This window comes from Microbacterium esteraromaticum, from assembly GCF_900163815.1.
GTDB classification, from domain to species: Bacteria; Actinomycetota; Actinomycetes; order Actinomycetales; family Microbacteriaceae; genus Microbacterium; species Microbacterium esteraromaticum_B.
Genome location: NZ_FUKO01000030.1, coordinates 82,503 through 103,642, shown reverse-complemented (window position 1 = coordinate 103,642; position 21,140 = coordinate 82,503). Strand labels below are relative to the sequence as shown.

Below are 21,140 nucleotides of genomic sequence, written 5' to 3'. Positions count from 1 at the left end.
TACTCGTATCTTGTCAATCACTTGTGAGACATAGTTGTGAGAATCGCCGAGCCTGGGAAACTCGCGAACCATGTCAGTGTCCGAAGTCCTCAACACTCAGGCAGATGAGACGTCTCGCAACCCTAGGGTTGCGAGACACTTGCGGGGGCGTATGTGGCTATCTTCGCGGCGGCACAGAACCTGGGACGCGTCACTGCGCTCTCTGCTGGAAGAGATGGCCGCCGCGAAACGATCGTCTACGACGGTCATGAGGCGGGGCGATTACACAACTGCCGACAGGAGCTGCGCGTATCGTGCTCTGGCATCGGCATCGGAGGGCATGCCCGGCTCGAAAGGCAACTCCAGACGATCCTTGCTCTTGTCGCGGTACCGCGGAATCACGTGCAGGTGAAAATGAAAGACGGTCTGCCACCCAGCGGTGCCGCAACAGTTGAGCAGATTCACGCCCTCGGCTCCAAGTTGGGTATACATCACCTTCGCGATCCGCTGAGCGGCCAGTGTGGTCGCCATCAAATCTTCGGGCGAAACGCTAAGAAGGTCGGCGCTGTGTTGTTTGGGAATGACAAGCAGGTGCCCATCAGCTCCAGGATCGATGTCCATGAAAGCCAGTGTGCTCGCATCTTCGGCAACCTTGTCACTACGGATCCGCCCCGCGACAATTTCGCAGAACACGCAGTTCTCGTCGGCGGCGTCTCCGGATCCGGTTTCAATCATGGGCCCATGATGCCCTATGCGGCCGACCAGCTCGGCCGACAGTGCTGCTCGGTGTCGCATAACCTCGGCGGTCTCATAACCCATGGGATATGCGACAGTTGCCCCACCCCGTGGGATCGGCTGATGCACACGCGTGTTGAGGACTTCGGACAGAAGTGCCGACGACTTCGGACATCGACACGATTGCACGACACGCCGGTTGCGCACCCGCCGAAAACCTCTGCCGGAACCTGTTGCGCCGAAATGGTGCGCCCGACCTTTTAGGCAGCTGAGAGCGAAACTCGATTCCCGACAAGTTTCGTGAGACAACCGGAAGTCTCGGTAGCGCACCACTCGCCCGTCTTTCCGGGGATGCTCTGTCTCACCAACCGACAACTCTCGTGAGATCGGACACTCTTCTTGCTCGCCGTAGGACCGCGTGCGGTGTGAGACTTGGGTGATGAGAGCAATGGAAGCCATCACCAATCTGCACACCGAAGACGTTGAGCGGGCGAGAGAGTTCTTCGGACTCCTCGGGCTGACGGAAGACGCAATGGACCAGGGATGGGTGGCGCGCTTTGCGTCGGCCGACTCAAGCGCATGCGTCCAAGTCGTGACCCGGGACGCAACGGCACCGGAAGACTCGGTCATGACGATCAAAGTCGACGATGTGGATGCCGCATACCAAGAGACTCAACGACATGGATATGAGATTGTGCATCCAGTTACCGATGAGCCGTGGGGCATCCGTCGGTTCTTCGTCCGGAGCCCGGATGGACAGGTGATCAACGTCGCCCAGCATGGCTCGTAAAGGGATGCCACATCATGCGACATCATCGACGTGAGATGATCGGAACGACATCTCGATGTCACGGCGGTGGGGCTCGCCGGTCCAAACCTCGGATTTCCGACAACAGTCCCTACCCGAACAGCGTGTATGCGCACTGACGGTAGGAGACCCCATGAACGCGTTTGATCCGGTGGCAGGTGCCGATCCGATCCGGTCCCGCGCTCCCGAAGAGGACCCGATCACCCCACTCCCTCTCGACTCCGATATCGAAGTCGACCAGGGCTCGGCTGGTGAGCCGCAACCGATGCACCTGCGCGCGTCGTCGTTGGCTCTGGTGTTCGCCGGCGGGGTTGCCGGCGTCGCGGCCCGCGAGGCGCTGACGCTCGCCTTTCCAGCCGCAGGCGGCATTCCCTGGGCGATCCTCACAGCAAATCTCACCGGAGCGTTTGTACTCGGCATCCTTCTCGACGCCCTCGCGCGCCGCGGCCCCGACCATGGCCGGCGCCGTACGCTTCGACTGCTGCTCGGCACGGGGCTCATCGGCGGATACACCACCTACAGTGCCTTGGCCACCGACGCCGTGCTGCTTCTCGACGCAGGCCAGACGGCGCTGGGCATCGGGTACGCGCTGAGCACGGTTCTGCTGGGGGGCGTCGCGACTTGGGTCGGAATACTGGTCGCCGCGACCACGCACCGCACCCGGGCGGAGCGCCGCGCATGACCCCGCTCCTCTTCCTCAGCATCGCCGCGGCCGGCGGACTGGGCTGCGCATCCCGATTCTTCCTCGACGGGGTTATCCGCTCCCGAACCCGCGGCACGATGTCGTGGGGAACGATCATGCTCAACCTCAGCGGATCCCTTCTGCTCGGCCTGCTCACCGGATTCACCTCCAGCCAGCTGCTGCCCGGATCAGTTCATCTGATCGTGGGTGCCGGTTTCCTCGGCGGGTACACCACGTTCTCCACCGCGAGCTTCGAGACGATCCGCCTTCTGCAAGAACGGAAGTGGGTGGCGGGAACAGCCAATGGTCTCGGAGTTCTGGTGGGGGCAACCGCCCTGGCCGCACTGGGATTCTGGCTCGGAAGCCTCGCCTGACCACAAGACAGGAGTCGATATGACCACCAATTCCACCCGGGTTCTCCTGGTGCGACACGGACGCACCGCGCTCAACGCCGAGGGGCGCCTGCGAGGCCTCGCCGATCCCGAACTCGATGAAACCGGCATCGGCGAAGTGCAGGCGACTGCGGCAGCCCTCGTTCCGTTCGAGCTTGCACGGGTGCTCTCGAGTCCTCTGCAGCGCGCGATGCGCACGGCGCAGATCATTGCGGATGCCAGTGGCATGGCGCACGAAATCGACATGGCCTTCAACGATCGCGATTACGGCCCGTGGACGGGCCAGGTGAAGACCGAGGTCATCGCGGAATGGGGCAGCGTGAGCGCGGCCCCGGGTGTGGAAGATGAGCAGATCGTTCTCGATCGCGCTCTGCGCGGACTCGACGCCCTCGCCGAGTCGGGTGTCGGAGCGGTCGCGATCGTCACGCACGATGCGGTCATCCGCCCGCTCCTCGAGCGCATCCAGCCAGGCCTGCACGTCGAAGCGGAGACCGGGTCGTGGGCGGAGATCGCGCATGACTCTGACGGCTGGCGGGTCGTCTCCGTCGACAATCGGGCCTGACGTTCGCCACATCGCTCTTGCGGAGTGAGTGCTCACTCATTAGAGTTCTCGATGTGCAGAAGACCGAGAAGCGCCCAGGCGGCCGCGCCAGTCCGATGACGATCGAGCAGCGTCGCGAGATGATCGCGACCGCGGCGATCCCGCTGTTCATCGAACAGGGATCGTCGGTGACGACCAAGCAGCTCGCAGACCATCTCGGCATCGCCGAGGGCACGATCTTCCGCGCCTACGGCGATAAAGACGCGCTCATCCGCGCCGTCGTCGACGTCTTCTTCGACCACGCGAATGACACGCTGGTGCCTGAGATCAGTACCGCAGGCCTCAGCATCGAAGAGCGGCTGCACGCGGTCATCCGGCACGCACGCGGTCGCGCCAAAGGGATGTTCGCCATGCTGTCGCTGCTCGACCCCGGCGAAGCGCGGCAGTACATGAAGCGCCGCCCGAGCGGCGGGTTCGAAGAGACCGCAGCGCAGATCTTCACGGCGGATGCTGCGCAGCTGCAGATTCCTCCTCGCAAGCTCGGCGCTCTCATCCGCCTGCTCGTGATCGCAGCATCCGCACCGCAGCTCGGCGATGGCGCCGCGCTCAGCGACGAAGAACTCGTCGACTTCGCGCTCTACGGCATCGCCGGAAGACCGCGCCGCAGCACGGCGGATGACGGAAAGAAGAACTGACCATGCTCTGGAGACTCCTGGTCACCTACCTCAAGCCGGCCTGGCCGCTGATCATCGCGGTCGTCGTGTTCCAGCTCGCGCAGTCGATCGCCTCACTGCAGCTGCCCACGATGAACGCCGACATCATCGACAACGGCGTCGTCACCGGCGACATCGACTACATCTGGTCCACCGGCGGCATGATGCTGATCGTCACCCTCGTGCAGGTCGCGTGCGCCATCGTCGGCGTCTATTTCGGATCGCGACTGGCGATGGGTATCGGCCACGATCTGCGCGCCGCACTGTTCCACCGCGTGGTCGGCTTCTCGCAGCAGGAGATGGGGCAGTTCGGGCCGCCATCGCTGATCACGCGCAATACGAACGACGTGCAGCAGGTGCAGATGCTCGTGCAGATGACGTCGACGCTGATGATCTCGGCACCCATGCTCGCGATCGGCGGGGTGATCATGGCCGTCCGTCAGGATGTCGGCCTGTCGTGGCTGATGGTGGTCAGCATCCCGATCATGCTCATTCTGGTGAGCCTGATCGTCGTGCGCATGGTGCCGGCGTTCCAGCAGATGCAGAAGCGCATCGACCGGGTCAATCAGATTCTGCGAGAGCAACTCACCGGCATCCGCGTTATCCGTGCCTTCGTCCGCGAGTGCGAAGAGCGCAAGCGCTTCGAGACCGCCAGCGAGGGCGTCGCCGAGATGGGCATCCGCGCCGGAAACCTGATGGCCCTGATGTTTCCGGCGATCATGCTCGTAATGAACATCTCGAGCGTCGCCGTGATCTGGTTCGGCGCGTCTGAGGTGCAGAACAGCAATGCGCAGATCGGCACCCTGTTCGCCTTCCTGCAGTACCTGATGCAGATTCTGATGGGCGTGATGATGGCCGCCTTCATGTTCGTGATGATCCCGCGCGCCGCGGTCTGCGCGAACCGCATCAGCGAAGTGCTGCGCACGGATACTTCGGTGATCGCCCCGACGTCGCCCGCGACACCGGAACTCACGAACGGCGCGATCGTCTTCGATGACGTCGAGTTCACGTACCCCGGCGCCGACAAGCCGGTGCTCAGCGGCATCCGCTTCGCCGTCGAACCGGGCACGACCACCGCGATCATCGGCTCGACCGGCGCGGGTAAATCCACCCTGATCGGCCTCGTGCCGCGGCTCTTCGACGTCACGGCAGGCGCCGTGCGCGTCGATGGCACCGACGTGCGCGAACTCGACCCCGACGAGCTGTGGCGGCGCATCGGACTGGTGCCGCAGCGGGCATTCCTGTTCTCGGGCACGATCGCATCGAACCTCAGATACGGCAATGCGGATGCCACGGACGACGACCTCTGGCACGCGCTGGAGATCGCCCAGGCCCGCGACTTCGTCGAGGCGATGCCACTCGGCCTGGAAGAGCTGATCGCCCAGGGCGGCACGAATGTCTCCGGCGGTCAGCGCCAGCGTCTCGCCATCGCCCGCGCACTCGTGAAGCAGCCCGAGATCTACATCTTCGACGACTCGTTCTCGGCTCTCGATGTCGCCACCGATGCCGCTCTGCGCCGGGCGCTGCACACCCACTTGCCGCACGTGACGCAGCTCGTCGTCGCGCAGCGCGTCAGCACGATCCGCGATGCCGATCAGATCGTCGTGCTCGATCACGGCGAGATCGTCGGGATAGGGCGGCATCGAGATCTGCTGGAGACGAGCAAGACGTATCGCGAGATCGTCGAATCTCAGGAGAGCGTGGAGGCGGCATCATGAGCGACCCGAAGCGCACCCCCGCAGCCCCCGCCGCTCCGGCCGGCGGCCGAGGTCCGCCCGGCGGCCGAGGTCCGATGGGCGGCGCCGCGATGCGCGGCGCGCCCGTGGCCAAGGCGCAGAACTTCCTGCCCTCGGCGAAGCGCCTGCTCGCGACACTGCGACGCGATCTCTCGAAGGTCGTCCTCGTCATCGCTCTCGGTGTGGTGAGTGTCGGGCTCACGGTCATCGGACCGAAGCTGCTCGGCGAGGGCACGAACATCGTGTTCGCCGGATTCATCTCGCTGCAGTTCCCGTCGGGCGTCAGCAAGGCCGACGTCATCAAGCAGCTCTCCGCGTCAGGGCACGGCGATCAGGCAGACATGCTGCGCGCGATGGACTTCGTGCCGGGCCAGGGCATCGACTTCGGGCAGCTCAGCCTGATCCTGCTCTTCGTCGTGTCGGTCTACGTCTTGGCCAGCCTCTTCTCGCTCGTGCAGGCGCGCATTCTGAACGTGGTCGTGCAGCGCGCGATGCACCGACTGCGTCTGCAGGTGGAAGACAAGATCCACCGCCTGCCGCTGAGCTACTTCGACCGCGTGCAGCGCGGCGAGCTGCTCAGCCGCGTCACGAACGACGTCGACAACATCGGCCAGTCGCTGCAGCAGACGCTGTCGCAGGTGATCACTTCGCTGCTCACCGTGATCGGCGTGCTGCTGATGATGTTCCTCATCTCACCGCTGCTTGCGGTGATCGCGCTGGTCACGATCCCGCTCACCATCCTCATCACGGTGCTCGTCGCCCGACGCTCGCAGAAGCTGTTCGTCGAGCAGTGGAAGCAGACCGGCATCCTCAATTCCCGCATCGAGGAGACGTACTCCGGGCACGCGGTCGTCAAGGTGTTCGGTCACCAGCAGGCCGTCGAGGCGGCGTTCAGCGAAGAGAACCGTCGCGTCTACAAGGCGAGCTTCGGTGCGCAGTTCATCTCGGGCATCATCATGCCGAGCATGACCTTCGTCGGAAACCTCGTCTATGTCGGTATCGCCGTCGTCGGCGGCCTCCAGGTCGCGGGCGGGGCGATGTCGATCGGCGACGTGCAGGCGTTCATCCAGTACGCGCGCCAGTTCACGCAGCCACTCAGTCAGCTCGGCTCGATGGTCAACCTGCTGCAGTCCGGCGTCGCCAGCGCCGAGCGGGTCTTCGAACTGCTCGATGAGCCCGAGCAGACGGCGGATGCTGACCCGGCATCCACCGTGCCGTCCGACGCCAGCCACCTGGAGTTCGACGACGTCTCGTTCCGCTACTCCGAAGAGAAGCCGCTGATCGAGGGGCTGAGCCTGTCGGCCCGCCCTGGCAGCACGGTCGCGATCGTCGGCCCGACCGGCGCCGGCAAGACGACCCTGGTGAATCTCATCATGCGGTTCTACGACGTCGATTCCGGAAAGATCGCGCTGGGCTCGTCCGAAAGCGGGGCGGATGTTGTCGACACCCGCCAGATGACCCGGGATGATCTGCGTGCACGCACCGGCATGGTGCTGCAGGACACCTGGCTGTTCGCGGGAACCATTCGCGACAACATCATGTACGGCCGCCCGGACGCGACCGAGGAGCAGATGGTCGAGGCGGCGACGGCGGCGTATGTCGACCGGTTCGTGCACATGCTCCCCGATGGCTACGAGACGGTGCTGGATGACGAGGCCACGAACCTCTCCGTGGGGGAGCGGCAGCTGGTGACGATCGCGCGCGCGTTCCTCGCCGATCCGCGACTGCTCATCCTCGATGAAGCGACTTCATCGGTCGACACTCGCACCGAGCTGCTGATTCAGCGGGCGATGTCACGGCTGCGCGAAGACCGCACGGCCTTCGTCATCGCGCACCGGCTCTCGACCATTCGCGATGCCGATCTCATCCTGGTGTTGGAGAACGGTGCGATCGTGGAGCAGGGCGATCACCAGCAGCTGCTGGAGGCCGAAGGCGCGTACTGGCGTCTCTACAACGCCCAGTTCGACGCGCCGATGGATGCGGTGGTGCTCGAAGACCCCGCCGCCCCCGGAAGCGGCTCGACGTCCTGAGCGGATGCTGCGCAGCATCCGCCCTCCGGCGACCGCCGCACCATGCCGTTCCGGTCGCAATATGTCCCGCCCGATTCGCGGATGCGCGGGACAAATTGCGACCGGAGCCGCGGGACCTGGGCTGAGCCCCCGACCGCCGGCAACCGCCCCATCATGCCGTTCCGGTCGCGATATGTCCCGCCCGTTTCCCAGGTGAGCGGGACAAATTGCGACCGGAGCCACGGGACCCGGGCCGAGCCGCCGGCCAGCAGACGGTCAGACGGGTCAGAGGGTCAGCAGGACCTTGGTCGCGCGGCGCTCGTCCATCGCGCGGTAGCCCTCGGCGGCCTGCTCGAGCGGCAGCGTGAGGTCGAACACCGCTCCCGGATCGATCTTGCGGTCCCAGATGAGCTGGATGAGATCGGGGAGAAACCGGCGCACCGGTGCGGGGCCACCGTGCAGGTGCACAGTCGAATAGAACATCTCGCGTCCCGGCAGCGACACGTCGTGCGAGACGCCGACGAAGCCGACGTGTCCGCCCGGTCGCGCAGAATGGATCGCCTGCATCATCGATTCCTGGGTGCCGACTGCCTCGATGACCGAATGCGCACCGAGGCCGTCGGTGAGCTCCTTGATCTTCTCCACGCCGGCGTCGCCGCACTCTTCCACGATGTTCGTCGCACCGAATCTCCGCGCCAGCTCCTGCCGGTCGGCGTGCCGGCCCATCGCGATGATCCGCTCCGCCCCCAGCTGCGACGCGGCGAGGATGCCGAGCAGGCCCACTGCCTCATCGCCGACGACGGCAACGGTCTTGCCGGGCCCGACTTCGGCCGCGACGGCGGCGAACCACCCGGTGCCGAGCACATCTGAGGCGGCCAGCAGCGAGGGGATGAGATCTGCATCCGGCTGGCCGGGAGTCGCGACCAGCGTGCCATCCGCGTGCGGGATCAGCGCGTACTCGGCCTGCGTGCCGACGCGGCCCATCGGCACGACGTGCACGCATCGCGATTGATACCCGGCTGCGCAGATCTCGCAGGTGTTGTCGGATGCCATGAACGACCCGACCACGAAATCGCCGACGCGCACGTTCTTCACGGCGTCGCCGATCTGCTCGACGACGCCGACGTACTCGTGGCCCATCGGCGTGGCATCGACCTTGTCCGCGCCGCGGTACGGCCACAGGTCAGAGCCGCAGATGCACGTGGCGGCGAGCTTGATCACCGCATCTGTCGGGCGGGTGATCGTCGGCTTCTCTCGCTCTTCGACCCGTACATCACCGGGTCCGTGCATGACTACTCCGCGCATGTGCTGCTCCCTCTGTTCGGCGGACGAGGATCCGCTGTCTTTCCTCCAGTCTGGGCACTGTGGTGGGTCGGGGGAAGAGCCGAGCACGATATCTCGTGGCTGTAGCGCTGAACTTGCCCACTGAATCGAGTTCCGTCAATATAGACAAGTGTCGATACAAGCAGGAGTGGCCGCACCCGCCGCCCCCGATCGCCTTTCCGCCCTCGACCGCTGGCTGCCGCTGTGGATCGGGCTCGCCATGGTGGCAGGCCTCATCACGGGGCGTTTCATCCCCGGCGTCTCGGACCTTCTTGCGCGTCTCGAAGTAGGCGGTATCTCGCTGCCGATCGCGCTCGGGCTGCTGGTGATGATGTACCCGGTGCTCGCGAAGGTGCGCTACGGCCGCGTGGCGACAGTCATGGGCGACAAAAAACTGCTGTTCGCCTCGCTGGTGCTCAACTGGCTGATCGGCCCGGCGATGATGTTCGCCCTCGCCTGGGTCTTCCTGCCTGACCTGCCCGAGTACCGCACCGGCCTCATCATCGTCGGCCTCGCCCGCTGCATCGCGATGGTCATCATCTGGAACGACCTCGCCTGCGGCGATCGTGAGGCTGCGGCCGTGCTGGTCGCAATCAACTCCGTCTTCCAGGTGATCGCGTTCGCGCTGCTCGGCTGGTTCTATCTCTCGGTGCTGCCCGGGTGGCTCGGGCTCGACACCCAGGGGCTCGAGATCTCGGTCGGTCAGATCGCACTGAACGTGCTGATCTTCCTCGGCATCCCGCTCGCCGCCGGCTTCGCTTCCCGACTCATCGGCGAGCGTCGCAAGGGGCGCCCCTGGTACGAGGAGAAGTTCCTGCCCCGGATCGGACCGTGGGCTCTGTACGGGCTGCTGTTCACCATCGTTCTGCTGTTCGCGCTGCAGGGCGAACAGGTCACGTCGCACCCGTGGGATGTCGGCCGCATCGCGCTGCCGCTGCTGGTCTACTTCGCGGTCATGTGGTTCGCCGGCATCCTCTCCGGCCGAGCGTTGAACCTCGGCTACGCACGCTCGACCACGCTGGCCTTCACCGCAGCCGGCAACAACTTCGAACTCGCCATCGCCGTGTCGATCGCCACCTTCGGCGCCGCATCGGGGCAGGCCCTCGCCGGCGTCGTCGGGCCGCTCATCGAAGTGCCGATCCTCGTCGGGCTGGTCTACGTCTCGCTCTGGTTGGCGCGAAGCTGGTTCCACGTCGACCCGCGGACAGCCGCGGCGTCGCCCGCAGCAGATCGGATACCGTCATGAAGCCCCTCCCTCTCGTGGATGCAGCCTGCGCACCCGTCGCTACTCATGCGATCGGTCAGGAAGCCGCGTCAGCGGTCGCCGCGATTCTGAAGGCGCTGGCCGATCCGCTGCGTTTGCGGATGCTGTCGGCGATCGCCGCCGACCCGCGCGGCGAGTGCTGCGTGTGCGATCTCTCGGCCCTCGCCGATCTCTCCCAGCCCACGGTCTCTCACCACCTGAAGGTCCTCAAAGACGTCGACGTGCTCGTATCGGAGCGTCGTGGCACGTGGGTCTGGTACCGAATCACCCCCGAGCGGCGAAGCGCAGTCACCGCGTTGCTCGCGCTGCTCGTCGACGATCTCATCCAGGAGCAGTCATGACCGCAGCATCCGCCACCCCGTCCGTCCTCTTCGTCTGCGTGCACAACGCCGGCCGCTCGCAGATGGCTGCGGGATTTCTGCGTGAGATCGCTGCCGGTCGCATCGAGGTGCGCTCGGCCGGCTCCCTGCCGGCCGTTGAAATCAATCCGATCGCCGTCGAGGCGATGGCAGAACTGGGCATCGACATCACCACCGAAGCACCCAAAGTGCTGACGACCGAGGCCGTGAAGGCGTCGGATGTCGTGATCACGATGGGATGCGGTGACGCCTGCCCGATCTTCCCCGGCAAACGCTACGAGGACTGGGTGCTCGACGACCCTGCCGGTCAGGGAATCGAGGCCGTGCGCCCGATCCGCGACGACATCCGAAAGCGCATCGAGCTGCTCGTCGACGAACTGGTCTGAGCCGCCCGCCGCGTGTCCGTCGGTACCCCGCAGCGCCGATAGTCTGGGCGCGGGGGATCCATGTTCAAGAAGTTTTTCAGACCTATTGTCGCGCTCGCTGCGATCTGCACGCTGAGCCTCGGGCTCACGGCCTGCGCGCAGTCGGAAGAAGATGTCGATGCGTATCGCGACGCGCTCGCTGGCGTGCCCGGCGTAATTGACGTGACGGCCAGTGTCCAGAGGCCGCTGCCGTTCACGACCACAGCGTCGATGAAGGTCACGATTCCCGCTGATGAGAAGGTGCTCGATGCTGTCGTCAAGGCGGCATGCGGCCAGGTGCAGATGGCGACTGCCTCCGTGTACTTCGAGTTTCATGTGAAGGCCGACGCGGCAACCGTCATGATGTAGCACATCCGTGGCGCCTGCCCGACCATCGGAAGGTCTGTCATTGCTGTGGCACGTGATGTCGGCGCGACCGGCGAATCGGTGACCGTCAGGATTCCGCCGGTGGCAGACGGACGCCTCAACGTCACGCTGCAAGGCGACGGCCTGCGCGCGAGCGGTGCCCTCGACGTCTCCCAGGCGATTGTTCAGCATCTCAAAGACGTGTCCGTCTCGATCGAGACGCAGCATCTTTCGCTGTCGAGCACTCCGCAGCCGAAGGCGCTGCAGGTGCTGGCAGACCTGCGTGCGGTCGATGCGGCGCATCCGTTCGGCACGATCGTCCTCGACGATAAGGGGCTCGTCGCCACGGTCGCGGGTGACGTGGGTGCCGCAGACGGCGCGGAGCGGATGCTGCGCGAGAGCAGCTCCGGAATCTGGGCCGACATGCAGATCGCAATCGGCGGCGACACCGGATCCGATCACACAGATGCTGGCGCTGCCGGGCTCGAGCTGGCGGAGTGGATCGAATCGGAGCTGGGGGTTCCGGTATCCACGAATCGGGGCAGCCTCACCGTCCCCCTCGATAGTGTCGAGAGCTTCACTGCCGCCTCCCAAGCGATCGCCGAGCACAACCCGGAGCGGTTGCGCGTCGTCTTGGTGAACAAGGAGGCAAAGCCCCGATTCCGCGTCGGCTCGAGAGCGGTCAATACCGCGCTCTCACCAGAAGAGAACGCCTATCCGCAATGGGTGCAGTGGTGGCAGGAGTTCGAGAAGACGGAGCTCGTCGAAGTCGTCGAAGTGAGCGACGACGGTGTGGCCGTATGGCTCACATCAGACGCCAGTGATCAGGGATCTGTTGACAAGGCCGAACGAGTCGCAGCCCGTATCGCGGACGAGTACGGGCTGGCCTGGTACGAGGTGAACAACCGCAGGACCGAACTGTGAACGGGCTGTCGGCGCGGAGCGCGTTGCGGCCAGGCTAACGTCAGGCGGGCCCGAAGGAGAGCAGCGCAGTAGACCCGCCCGCGTCGACAGCTTCTAACGCGCGTCGCTCATGCGGCGGCATCTCCTGCGGCAGGTCGTCGAGCGGATGCCAGGCGAGCCCGCCGCATTTCTGGGGTTCGGCGATCGTGGGTTCGCCGCGCCACTCGTCGCAGGTGAAGAACCAGTCCACGCGCTGCTCGCGGGGGTTTTCGGTGCCGTCGGTGCGCTGCATCACAGCCACCCAGTGGAGGGCAGCGGGCTCGACGGTGACGCCCAGCTCTTCGCGCAACTCGCGGATGGCCGCCTGCACGGCCGTTTCGCCGCGCTCGATATGGCCAGCCGCGCCGGCGGCCCAGCATCCGTCCATGTATCCGGTGTTCTGTCGCAACTGCAGCAGCACGCCCTGCGCACTGCGCAGATAGACGTATGCCGCGGGAATCAGGGCGAAGGTGTGCGGGGCAGGGGCCCCCGAATCCGAAACTGTCTGCGCGCGCTCGTTCATGCCATCCTTCGTCTGCTCGATCTCTAAAATATATTGGACTTGCATTTAGAACGCAATCGGGTGTCTGATGGAGGCAGACGCACAGGAGGTCGGCGATGACGATGACGATTGTTCCCGAGAGCGATGAGGTTGTGCTCTCTCCCACTGCGCCGAAGCGCACGCGCATCGAAGCCGCGCCGCGGCCGGTCGATCTCGACGCTGCCGAACGCGCAGGTCGGCTGTTCTTGCAGGCGCTCGGCATCGACGCGGATGCGCCCGAGACTCCCGATCTCGCACGCACGCCACGCCGTTTCGCCGAAGCCTATGCCGAGCTACTGACACCGGAGCCCTTCGACTTCACCACCTTCTCGAACGCCGAGGGCTATGACGAGCTGGTGCTGATCCGCGACATTCCGGTTCGCTCCCTGTGCGAGCACCACCTGCTGCTGTTCACCGGCGTGGCGCACGTCGCGTACCTGCCAGATGAACGGGTGGTCGGGCTGTCGAAGATCCCGCGGATGGTCGACCACTACGCGTGCCGACCGCAGACGCAGGAGCGCTTGACGGTGCAGATCGCGGATGCTCTGGCGGCTCGCCTGCAGCCGCGAGGCATCGGCGTCGTCATCGAAGCTGCACACAGCTGCATGACGCTGCGCGGTGCGCGCGCGACCGGCGCGAACACCACGACGTCGGCGCTGCGCGGAACGCTGCGCGACGATGCCCGCTCGCGAGCCGAGTTCTTCGCGCTCGCCGCGGATCGCACGCGCTGAACAATCCACGACGTTGATCGGAAAGGAATCAGCATGACTATCGCCATCGTCGGAGGCGGGCTCGCCGGGGCCACCGCTGCCACAGAACTTCGCGCCCAGGGCTACGACGGAGACGTGGTGATCTTTGCTGCCGAAGACCACCTGCCGTACGAGCGTCCACCGCTGTCGAAAGAAGTGCTCATCGGCGACAAGGAGGCCGACAGTGCACAGGTGCACGACGAGGATTGGTACCGCGAGAACAACGTGCGCCTCGAGCGCGGCGTGAAGGTCGTGTCGATCGACCCGACCGCGCACACACTGCGCACCGAACCGGTCGCCGGGGGCGATTCCACCGAGCAGAGCTATGACAAGCTGCTGCTGGCCACCGGAGCATCCGCCCGTCACTTCGACGTCGCGGACCGGGTCGCGGATCCCGTCTACCTGCGCACCGTCGAAGACAACGCGCGGCTGCGCGCGGCACTGGTGCCCGGCGCGAAGGTCGTCATCGTCGGCGCGGGCTGGATCGGCCTCGAAGTCGCATCCGCCGCCCGTCAGCGCGGCGCCGAGGTGACGATCTTCGAGGTCTCGGAGCTGCCGCTGCTGGGGGTGCTCGGGCCCGAGATCGCGCAGTCGTTCGCCGACCTGCACCGCCACCACGGGGTCGACCTGCGGCTGAGCACCTCGGTCGACGAAGCTGCTCTCACTGCCGCGGATGTCGTGGTGGTCGGCATCGGGGCGATCCCCTCGACCGAGCTTGCCGAGCAGGCAGGGCTGTCCATCGACCGCGGCATCCTCGTCGATGAGAACCTGCGCACCTCCGACCCGGACATCTACGCCATTGGCGACGTCGCCACTCAGCAGCATCCGGTGCTCGGCCGACGCATCCGCGTCGAGCACTGGGACACCGCGATCGAGCAGGGCAAGGTCGCCGCCCACAACCTTGCCGGCGGAAACGAGCAGTACACCCACCTGCCCTACTTCTTCACCGATCAGTACGATCTGGGCATGGAGTACTTCGGCAGCGTCGGGCCTGACGGCTACGACCGGGTCGACATCGAGGGAGACCTCGACGTCGCAGACGGCGGCGCGTTCCGCGCGTACTGGGTCAAGGACGGTGTCGTGAGCGCGGCGATGCACGCCAACGACTGGGACTCGTCGGATGCCGTCAGAGACAGCGTCGGGACGGCGCGATGACCCAGGTGTCAGCGAACCCGCGAGCGGACAGCACCACGGCTGGCGTGCGACGAATAGGCATGCGCGAGTTCGACTTCGCGCGTCAGGTCGCGGTGATGGCCGTGGTGAATCGCACCCCGGACTCGTTCTACGACAAGGGTGCGACCTTCGCCTTGGACCGGGCGGTGGAGAGCGCGCTGCGCGCCGCCGACCTGGGCGCCGACTGGGTCGACGTCGGCGGCGTGCCATTCGGGCGCGGGCCCGTCGTCTCGGTGGAGGACGAGATCGAGCGCGTCGTGCCGGTGGTCAGCGCGATCACGGCCGCCCGACCCGACATCGTCATCTCGGTAGACACCAATCGGGCGGATGTCGCCGAGCGTGCCATCGATGCGGGCGCCGCAGTGATCAATGACACCAGCGGCCTCGGCGACCCGCGCATGGCGGAGGTGCTCGCGCGCAGCCAGGCGCACGTGGTCATCACGCACAGTGTCGGTCCGCCGCGGGTCGAGAAGCCCCCAGCGCACTTCGACGACGTCGTCGCCGAAGTGCGTGCTTTTCTCATCGAGAGAGTCGCGCGCGCAGAAGCCACTGGCGTGCCGCGTGAGCGCATCATCATCGACCCGGGTCACGACCTCGACAAGAACACGCTGCACTCGCTGGAGATCACCCGTCGGCTCGATGAGATCGCCGCGATCGGTTTGCCGCTGCTGGCCGCGGTGTCGAACAAGGACTTCATCGGAGAGTCGATCGACCGACCGCAGGGAGAGCGTCTCGCTGGATCTCTGGCGGCGATGACCGCGTGCATCATGCGCGGCGCGCGGATCGTGCGCATGCATGACATCGCTGAGACGGTGGATGCTGTTCGTGTGACAGAAGCCATTCTCGGTATGCGGGCCCCCGTGCGCCTCGAACACAACATGCACCCGACGCGCAATGTCTGAGCCACGACGTTCTCAAGACGCGGCGATCGACCGCGTGTGGCCCGACCCGGCATCCGCTCTCGACGATGACGAACTGCTCGAGCATCTGCGGTTTCCTGGCGGCCGCACCTGGCTGCGCGCCAACTTCGTGTCGAGCATCGACGGCGCGGCAACGCGCGATGGGCTTTCCGGCGGGCTCGGCGATCCCGCTGACCGGCGCCTGTTCGACCTTCAGCGTCGTGGCGCCGACGTCGTCGTGGTCGGCGCGGGCACGGCGCGCAATGAGGGCTATTCCGCCATGCGCGTCGACGCCGAGTCGGTGGCCTGGCGGGTGGATGCCGGCCTGCCGCCGCATCCGACTTTCGTGCTGGTCAGCCGCAGCCTGGATCTGGACCCGACGTCGGAGATGTTCGCCGACGCGCCCGTCCGCCCGATCGTGTACACCGCGGCATCTGCCGCGGAGGGGCGCAGAGCTGCGCTCGCCGAAGTCGCAGACGTCGTCGACGTCGGCGAGGACGACGTCGACCCGATGCGGATGCGGGAAGACCTCGCCGCACGAGGATTGCACCGCATCCATGCCGAAGGCGGGCCGCATCTGTTCGGGGCGATGCTCGTGGCCGGGGCCGTGGACGCACTCCACCTGACCTTCGCTCCGACGCTGGAGGCCGGCGATGCCGGGCGCATCACTGCGAGCGCGGCCGCTGCTCCGACGGCGATGACACTGTCATCCGTGCTGCGGGCAGGGGATGAACTGCTGCTGCACTACGTGCGCGACTGAGACCGCTGGGGTGGGCACGAATGAGTGCGCACCCCAGCGGTTCGGTCACTTGATCCAGCGGTAGTTCACCGGGTAGCGGTAGCTGCCGCCGTTCTTGACCTTCAGCCCGCCGATGATCGAGAAGATGATGTTGACGATGATCACGGCCCAGACCAGCAGCACCACCAGCAGTCCGATGATGAGCCCGATGATCGGGATGAACCCCAGGATCGCCGCCAGGATGTTGAGGATGATGACGGCGCCGCTGACGTTGATCGTCCAGTTCAGCGCTTCCTTGCTCTCGACTGCGACGCGCGGGCCGCGGTCCTTGAAGACGATGTAGATGATCAGCGCGGGGATCAGCAGGATGATGTTCAGGAAGTGCGAGAGCATCGCCCACTGATTATCTTCCTGTGCGGTCAGTGGGGCGGCTGGTACTGGCTGCGGCTGGCCGGGCTGAGGCTGGCCGGCGTACGGCTGGCCAGGTTGAGGCTGGGCAGGCTGCGGTTGACCTGGGTGCGGCTGGCCAGCGTAAGGCTGACCAGGCTGCGGCTGGCCGGGCTGAGGCTGGCCGGGCTGAGGCTGGTTCGGAACGCCGTCGGGGGTCGGATCGGTCATCATTGGCCTTTCGTCAGGGATGCGGTCACAGCAGAGCTACCCCATCGATCGGCATCTTACGGGATGCCCCGCCGCAGTGCAGTCATTCGGTCTCGAGAGGCGTCAGATCCTGCGAGAATAGAACCCCCGAGCGCCGACCCCGAGGAGTTCTCCCGTGCAGTACATCTCCACCCGCGGCGGTATGCAGCCGCAGTCGTTCAGCGAGACGCTGCTCGAGGGGCTCGCGCCCGATGGCGGGCTCGCCATTCCCGAGACCCTTTCGCAGGTGGGTGCAGAGACGCTGGAGAGTTGGCGCGGGCTGACATACCCTGAGCTCGCCGCCGAGGTTCTCGCGCTGTTCGCCACCGACATCCCGCGGGAAGACCTCGACCGCATGACGGCGGCGGCATACGCCGACTTCCCGGACGATGTTGTGCCGCTTCGCTCGATCGGCGACGGCATCACGCTGGTCGGTCTGTCTGAGGGCCCGACGCTCGCGTTCAAGGACATGGCGATGCAGTTCCTCGGCCAGGTGCTCGAGTATGTGCTCGAGAAGCAGGACCGCGTGCTGAACATCATCGGCGCGACCTCGGGTGATACCGGATCTGCGGCTGAGTATGCGCTCCGCGGCAAAGACCGCATCTCGGTGATCATGCTCTCACCGCAGGGGCGGATGAGCCCATTCCAACGCGCGCAGATGTACACGCTGCAGGATGCCAACGTGCGCAACATCGCCGTGTCCGGCGTCTTCGATGACTGCCAGAATCTGGTCAAGAAGCTCTCCGGCGATCTCGACTTCAAGCGGGCACAGAACCTCGGCGCCGTGAACTCGATCAACCTCGGGCGGATCGCCGCGCAGTCCGTCTACTACTTCTGGGCATGGCTGCGTGTGACAGATGCCGTCGAACCGCAGTTCCGTCGCGGCTTCGAAGTGTCGTTCACGGTTCCTTCGGGCAACTTCGGCAATATCCTCTCCGGTTTCTTCGCGAAGGGCATGGGGGTGCCGATCCGGCGCCTCGTGCTCGCGGCGAATGAGAACAACGTGCTCGACGAGTTCTTCCGCACTGGTGTGTATCGTCCGCGCTCCGCTGCCGACACCCACGCGACCTCGAGCCCGTCGATGGACATCTCGAAGGCCTCGAACCTCGAGCGCTTCATCTTCGACCTGGTCGGACGGGACGCTTCGGGCGTAGCCGATGCATGGAAGTCGCTGGACACGGATGGCTTCTTCGACTTCACCGCCGAGCAGCCGCGCTTCGAGGATGAATTCGGCATCGTCAGCGGCACCTCGACCCACGCCGACCGCTTGGCCACGATCCGCTCGGTCTACGAGGACGCTCAGCAGATCATCGATCCGCATACGGCCGACGGCGTGCATGTCGCCCGTTCCTTCGTCGAGCAGGACGTGCCGATGCTCGTCCTCGAGACCGCGAAGCCAGAGAAGTTCGCCGAGACGATCACCGAAGCCATCGGCGTCGACCTGGAGTTCTCACCGGAGGTGCGACTGATGATGGATGCTCCGCAACACGTGACTGAGATGGCCGACGACGAGGCCGCGTTGCGCGCCTATATCGTCGAGCACGCGCTGCGCTGAGCTCCGCGGGCAGCTGCCCGACGGGCGGACCTTGAGCGGGACCCGCGTGCTGAGTAGACTTTGAACTGGGTCAGGTGACCCATATCGAGGGTCAGGAGCCTCATGGCACACACACCCGTGCACGAGCGCAGACGCGCACTGATCGAGGCTGCGCTGCGAGTCGTCGCAGCCCGAGGGCTCAGTCAGGCGACCACGCGTGCGATCGTCGCCGAGGCCGGGATGTCGCTGGCGAGCTTTCACTACGCTTTCGACTCCCGCGACGAGCTCATCGACGAACTCATCCTCACCATGGTCGAGCGCGAACGCCTCGCCGTCGTGCCGGGAACGGACATGGAAGCCGGCACTCTGCGCGAGCTGATCGAAGCCGGGCTTGCCGGCTACTTCGCGCACCTGCGTGAGAACCCCGCGCACGAGCAGGCGATGCTCGAACTCACTCACCACGCACTGCGCACGCCCGAGCGCATGGAATACGCGCGGCGCCAGTACACCGCGTACGCCGAGATCGCCGAGATTTCGCTGCGGTGGGCGGCGGAAGCGACCCGATCGCAGTGGATGCTGCCGGTCAGTACCGTGGCGCGGATGCTGATCGCCCTCTCCGACGGCTTCACGCTCAGCTGGCTGGTCGATCGCGATGACGAGGCCGCGCGTGCAGCGATCAGCGCAGCGGCCCAGGCGCTCGCCGCGCTCGCCGCACCCGCCGAGTAGCGCGGACCCTGCCGAAGGGCCGTTCGTGCGCTGGGTCCCTGAGCCTGTCGAAGGGCCACTCGCATAGGCAGACTCAGGCGCGCGACTCCTCGAGCATCGCCGACACCGCGCGCAGCGCCTCGACGGGCACCATGCCGACTGTGACGGTTGCGATGTCCACGAGTGTCATGTCATAGGCCTCGGCAGGCAGCGGCCCATCGACCATCGGGCCGAGCACCGCGCGCAGCACCTCACGCGCTGCCGGATCATCCAGCAGTTCGCGCACGGTGCGGGTGGCGATCGTCGTTCCGGCGAACTCCTCGGCGGAGACTGCGGCGTCGGCGGCACCGGGCGCGCCCGCAGCGCCGGCTCCGCCAGCATCCGCTCTTCCGAGTACGAGATGCTCCGCGCCCACCGGCCCCGACTCGGGCAGACCGAGCCGCACGTACTGCTCCGACGGCGCATCATTCTCTCGCATCAGCCGCACCAGCAGCGACGCCATCCGCATTTCGAGCTCATCGTCGACCAGCGATCGTGCCTGGCCCGGATCGGTCTCGAGGTCGAACAGCATCGAGCCGAAGGCAACCGGGTTCGTCGGCGCCAACGCAGGCACCCGCAGCACTGGCATCTCCTTGCTGAACGGCAGCGGCGGCACGAGCTCGGCGTGCACGAGCACGTCGGCGCCGAAGCGCCCGCGCATGTGCGTCGGCATGAGGGTGTACTCGGTCAGAGGCTGGTTGTCAGGCGTCACGCACGAGCGCATATAGACGTATCTGCCGTCGGTGACGTTCGCGTGCCCGCCGTGGACGCCGAACAGCGCACCCTCGCGAATCAGCTCCGTCCCGAACGCCTCGCGCAGCGGACGGCCCTGCATATCCGCCGTGAGGTCGACCCCGAACAGATCGAGCAGCGTCGGCCCGAAATCGATCGTCTGCACGAGCGCATCGGAGTGCTCGCCGGCGCGCTGCACCCGAGGATCCCAGACGAACAGCGGCGTGTGGATCGTCTCGTCGAAGAACGGCGGCACGTTCTTGCCCAGCCACTCGTGCTCGCCCAGCAGCAGACCGTGGTCGGTGCAGACGATGAGCATCGTGTCGTCCCACATGTCGTGCTCGTCCATGGCATCCAGCACCCGACCCAGCGAGTCGTCGCACATCGACAGCAGCGCCGAATAGCGATCACGCAGATGCTGCAGCTGCGCCGGCGACTCATCCACGCGCTTGTAGTCCGGCCAGTCGTACTCCGGGCCCGTCCACGCATCCTCACCATCCGCGCTGCCCCGATAGAGCGCGTGGTACTTGTCATAGCTGAAGAAGGGCTCGTGCGGATCGAAGGTCTCGATCTGCAGCATCCACTCGTCTTCGTCCTTGTTGACGTCGATGAAGTGCAGCCCGGCGTCGAAGGTCTTCGTCTGCGGATGCTCGCTCTCGTCGGTCAGGTACTGCCGGTTCACGGCATCCTGTCGCCGCAGCTGATGGTTGCTCGAATAGGGGGCGATGTCGCTCATATCGGGATCGGCGACCTGCCCCTTCCACTCATCGCCCTCCTGCCCGCGGAAGAACTCGAAGGTGCGAAAGCGCGGATGATAGGTCGCGCCGCCGTCGAGCCAGTAGTGCTGGTGATCGGTAACCAGGTGCGTGTAGACACCGGCCTCGCCGAGCATCTCCGGCACCGAGTCATCGAACGGCTCGAGCGGCCCCCAACTGCGATGCAAGAAGTTGTATCGTCCGGTGTGCATCTCGCGCCGTGCCGGCATGCACGGCATGCTGCCGCCGTAGCAGTTATCAAAGCGCACGGTGCGATCGGCCAGGCGGTCGAAGTTGGGCGCATGGATGCCCTCCGCGCCGTACGGCGGCAGGAAACGACGGTTGAGGGTGTCGAACAGGACCACGATGGCCTTCACTATTTCTC

General features: G+C 65.8%; 23 protein-coding genes. 18 read left to right on the top strand and 5 right to left on the bottom strand.

Annotated features, from left to right (window positions below; translation table 11 throughout):
* Positions 1–261: 261 nt before the first annotated feature.
* Positions 262–714 (bottom strand): HIT family protein, encoded by a 453-nt coding sequence (locus tag FM104_RS12165; RefSeq protein ID WP_087132519.1) that lies wholly within the window; start codon positions 712–714, stop codon positions 262–264.
* A gap of 448 nt (positions 715–1,162) precedes the next feature.
* Here FM104_RS12165 and FM104_RS12160 point away from each other — a divergent pair, with 448 nt between their 5' ends.
* The 7 genes from FM104_RS12160 to FM104_RS12130 all read left to right on the top strand — a co-directional run bounded on the left by FM104_RS12160 (position 1,163) and on the right by FM104_RS12130 (position 7,616).
* A complete protein-coding gene (locus tag FM104_RS12160) occupies positions 1,163–1,504 on the top strand; it encodes a VOC family protein (RefSeq protein WP_256971645.1) in 342 nt (113 codons plus the stop codon).
* A gap of 151 nt (positions 1,505–1,655) precedes the next feature.
* Positions 1,656–2,204, top strand: a complete 549-nt coding sequence (locus tag FM104_RS12155; protein WP_256971644.1) for a fluoride efflux transporter FluC — start codon at positions 1,656–1,658, stop codon at positions 2,202–2,204.
* On the top strand, positions 2,201–2,578 hold the full coding sequence (gene crcB / locus FM104_RS12150; RefSeq protein ID WP_087132506.1) for a fluoride efflux transporter CrcB: 378 nt from the start codon (positions 2,201–2,203) through the stop codon (positions 2,576–2,578). The genes FM104_RS12155 and crcB overlap by 4 nt, the downstream gene beginning before the upstream one ends.
* A gap of 19 nt (positions 2,579–2,597) precedes the next feature.
* On the top strand, positions 2,598–3,158 hold the full coding sequence (locus FM104_RS12145; RefSeq protein WP_179206779.1) for a histidine phosphatase family protein: 561 nt from the start codon (positions 2,598–2,600) through the stop codon (positions 3,156–3,158).
* Between the two features lie 53 nt (positions 3,159–3,211).
* The gene (locus FM104_RS12140) at positions 3,212–3,832 is read left to right on the top strand and encodes a TetR/AcrR family transcriptional regulator (RefSeq protein WP_143738371.1); all 621 of its coding nucleotides are present in this window, start codon (positions 3,212–3,214) and stop codon (positions 3,830–3,832) included.
* A gap of 2 nt (positions 3,833–3,834) precedes the next feature.
* Positions 3,835–5,568 (top strand): ABC transporter ATP-binding protein, encoded by a 1,734-nt coding sequence (locus tag FM104_RS12135; protein ID WP_087132503.1) that lies wholly within the window; start codon positions 3,835–3,837, stop codon positions 5,566–5,568.
* Positions 5,565–7,616 carry an ABC transporter ATP-binding protein gene (locus FM104_RS12130; RefSeq protein ID WP_087132502.1) on the top strand — a complete coding sequence of 684 codons (2,052 nt, stop codon included), beginning with the start codon at positions 5,565–5,567 and terminating at the stop codon, positions 7,614–7,616. Before FM104_RS12135 ends, FM104_RS12130 begins: the two co-directional genes overlap by 4 nt.
* A 264-nt stretch (positions 7,617–7,880) precedes the next feature.
* On the opposite strand, the gene FM104_RS12125 is transcribed toward FM104_RS12130, so the two are convergent.
* Entirely contained in the window at positions 7,881–8,900 is a 1,020-nt protein-coding gene (locus FM104_RS12125) for a zinc-dependent alcohol dehydrogenase family protein (RefSeq protein ID WP_087132501.1), read from the bottom strand.
* A gap of 166 nt (positions 8,901–9,066) precedes the next feature.
* Here FM104_RS12125 and arsB point away from each other — a divergent pair, with 166 nt between their 5' ends.
* From arsB to FM104_RS12100, 5 genes are all read left to right on the top strand, one after another.
* Positions 9,067–10,164, top strand: coding sequence for an ACR3 family arsenite efflux transporter (arsB, locus tag FM104_RS12120; protein ID WP_256971643.1), 1,098 nt, complete (start codon positions 9,067–9,069; stop codon positions 10,162–10,164).
* Positions 10,161–10,523 carry an ArsR/SmtB family transcription factor gene (locus FM104_RS12115; protein WP_087132499.1) on the top strand — a complete coding sequence of 121 codons (363 nt, stop codon included), beginning with the start codon at positions 10,161–10,163 and terminating at the stop codon, positions 10,521–10,523. The genes arsB and FM104_RS12115 overlap by 4 nt, the downstream gene beginning before the upstream one ends.
* A complete protein-coding gene (locus FM104_RS12110; protein ID WP_087132498.1) occupies positions 10,520–10,927 on the top strand; it encodes an arsenate reductase ArsC in 408 nt (135 codons plus the stop codon). The genes FM104_RS12115 and FM104_RS12110 overlap by 4 nt, the downstream gene beginning before the upstream one ends.
* 60 nt (positions 10,928–10,987) lie before the next feature.
* On the top strand, positions 10,988–11,314 hold the full coding sequence (locus FM104_RS12105) for a hypothetical protein (protein WP_087132497.1): 327 nt from the start codon (positions 10,988–10,990) through the stop codon (positions 11,312–11,314).
* 99 nt (positions 11,315–11,413) lie between these two features.
* Positions 11,414–12,235: a hypothetical protein gene (locus tag FM104_RS12100; RefSeq protein WP_143738369.1), complete on the top strand. Its 822-nt coding sequence runs from the start codon at positions 11,414–11,416 to the stop codon at positions 12,233–12,235.
* A 40-nt stretch (positions 12,236–12,275) separates the two neighbouring features.
* Here FM104_RS12100 and FM104_RS12095 read toward each other — a convergent pair whose 3' ends face one another.
* Entirely contained in the window at positions 12,276–12,776 is a 501-nt protein-coding gene (locus FM104_RS12095; RefSeq protein ID WP_087132495.1) for an NUDIX hydrolase, read from the bottom strand.
* A 95-nt stretch (positions 12,777–12,871) separates the two neighbouring features.
* Between FM104_RS12095 and folE the strand changes: the two genes are divergently transcribed.
* Genes folE through FM104_RS12075 form a run of 4 tightly spaced genes read left to right on the top strand, consistent with a single transcriptional unit; the run spans position 12,872 to position 16,375 of the window.
* Positions 12,872–13,525: a GTP cyclohydrolase I gene (gene folE / locus FM104_RS12090; protein ID WP_256971642.1), complete on the top strand. Its 654-nt coding sequence runs from the start codon at positions 12,872–12,874 to the stop codon at positions 13,523–13,525.
* A 33-nt stretch (positions 13,526–13,558) separates the two neighbouring features.
* Positions 13,559–14,698, top strand: coding sequence for an NAD(P)/FAD-dependent oxidoreductase (locus FM104_RS12085; protein WP_087132494.1), 1,140 nt, complete (start codon positions 13,559–13,561; stop codon positions 14,696–14,698).
* Between the two features lie 59 nt (positions 14,699–14,757).
* Positions 14,758–15,618: a dihydropteroate synthase gene (folP, locus tag FM104_RS12080; protein ID WP_256971641.1), complete on the top strand. Its 861-nt coding sequence runs from the start codon at positions 14,758–14,760 to the stop codon at positions 15,616–15,618.
* Complete coding sequence (locus tag FM104_RS12075; RefSeq protein WP_087132492.1) at positions 15,611–16,375, top strand: dihydrofolate reductase family protein; 765 nt, start codon at positions 15,611–15,613, stop codon at positions 16,373–16,375. Before folP ends, FM104_RS12075 begins: the two co-directional genes overlap by 8 nt.
* Before the next feature lie 45 nt (positions 16,376–16,420).
* Here FM104_RS12075 and FM104_RS16775 read toward each other — a convergent pair whose 3' ends face one another.
* The gene (locus FM104_RS16775; protein WP_256971647.1) at positions 16,421–16,777 is read right to left on the bottom strand and encodes a DUF4870 domain-containing protein; all 357 of its coding nucleotides are present in this window, start codon (positions 16,775–16,777) and stop codon (positions 16,421–16,423) included.
* 349 nt (positions 16,778–17,126) lie between these two features.
* On the opposite strand from FM104_RS16775, the gene thrC reads away from it, so the two are divergent.
* Together thrC and FM104_RS12060 are read left to right on the top strand one after the other, a co-directional pair.
* A complete protein-coding gene (gene thrC, locus FM104_RS12065) occupies positions 17,127–18,545 on the top strand; it encodes a threonine synthase (RefSeq protein WP_087132491.1) in 1,419 nt (472 codons plus the stop codon).
* A gap of 102 nt (positions 18,546–18,647) precedes the next feature.
* Positions 18,648–19,250 (top strand): TetR/AcrR family transcriptional regulator, encoded by a 603-nt coding sequence (locus tag FM104_RS12060; protein ID WP_087132490.1) that lies wholly within the window; start codon positions 18,648–18,650, stop codon positions 19,248–19,250.
* Positions 19,251–19,323: 73 nt separating this feature from the next.
* Here FM104_RS12060 and FM104_RS12055 read toward each other — a convergent pair whose 3' ends face one another.
* Entirely contained in the window at positions 19,324–21,132 is a 1,809-nt protein-coding gene (locus FM104_RS12055) for a sulfatase (protein WP_087132489.1), read from the bottom strand.
* Positions 21,133–21,140: the final 8 nt, after the last annotated feature.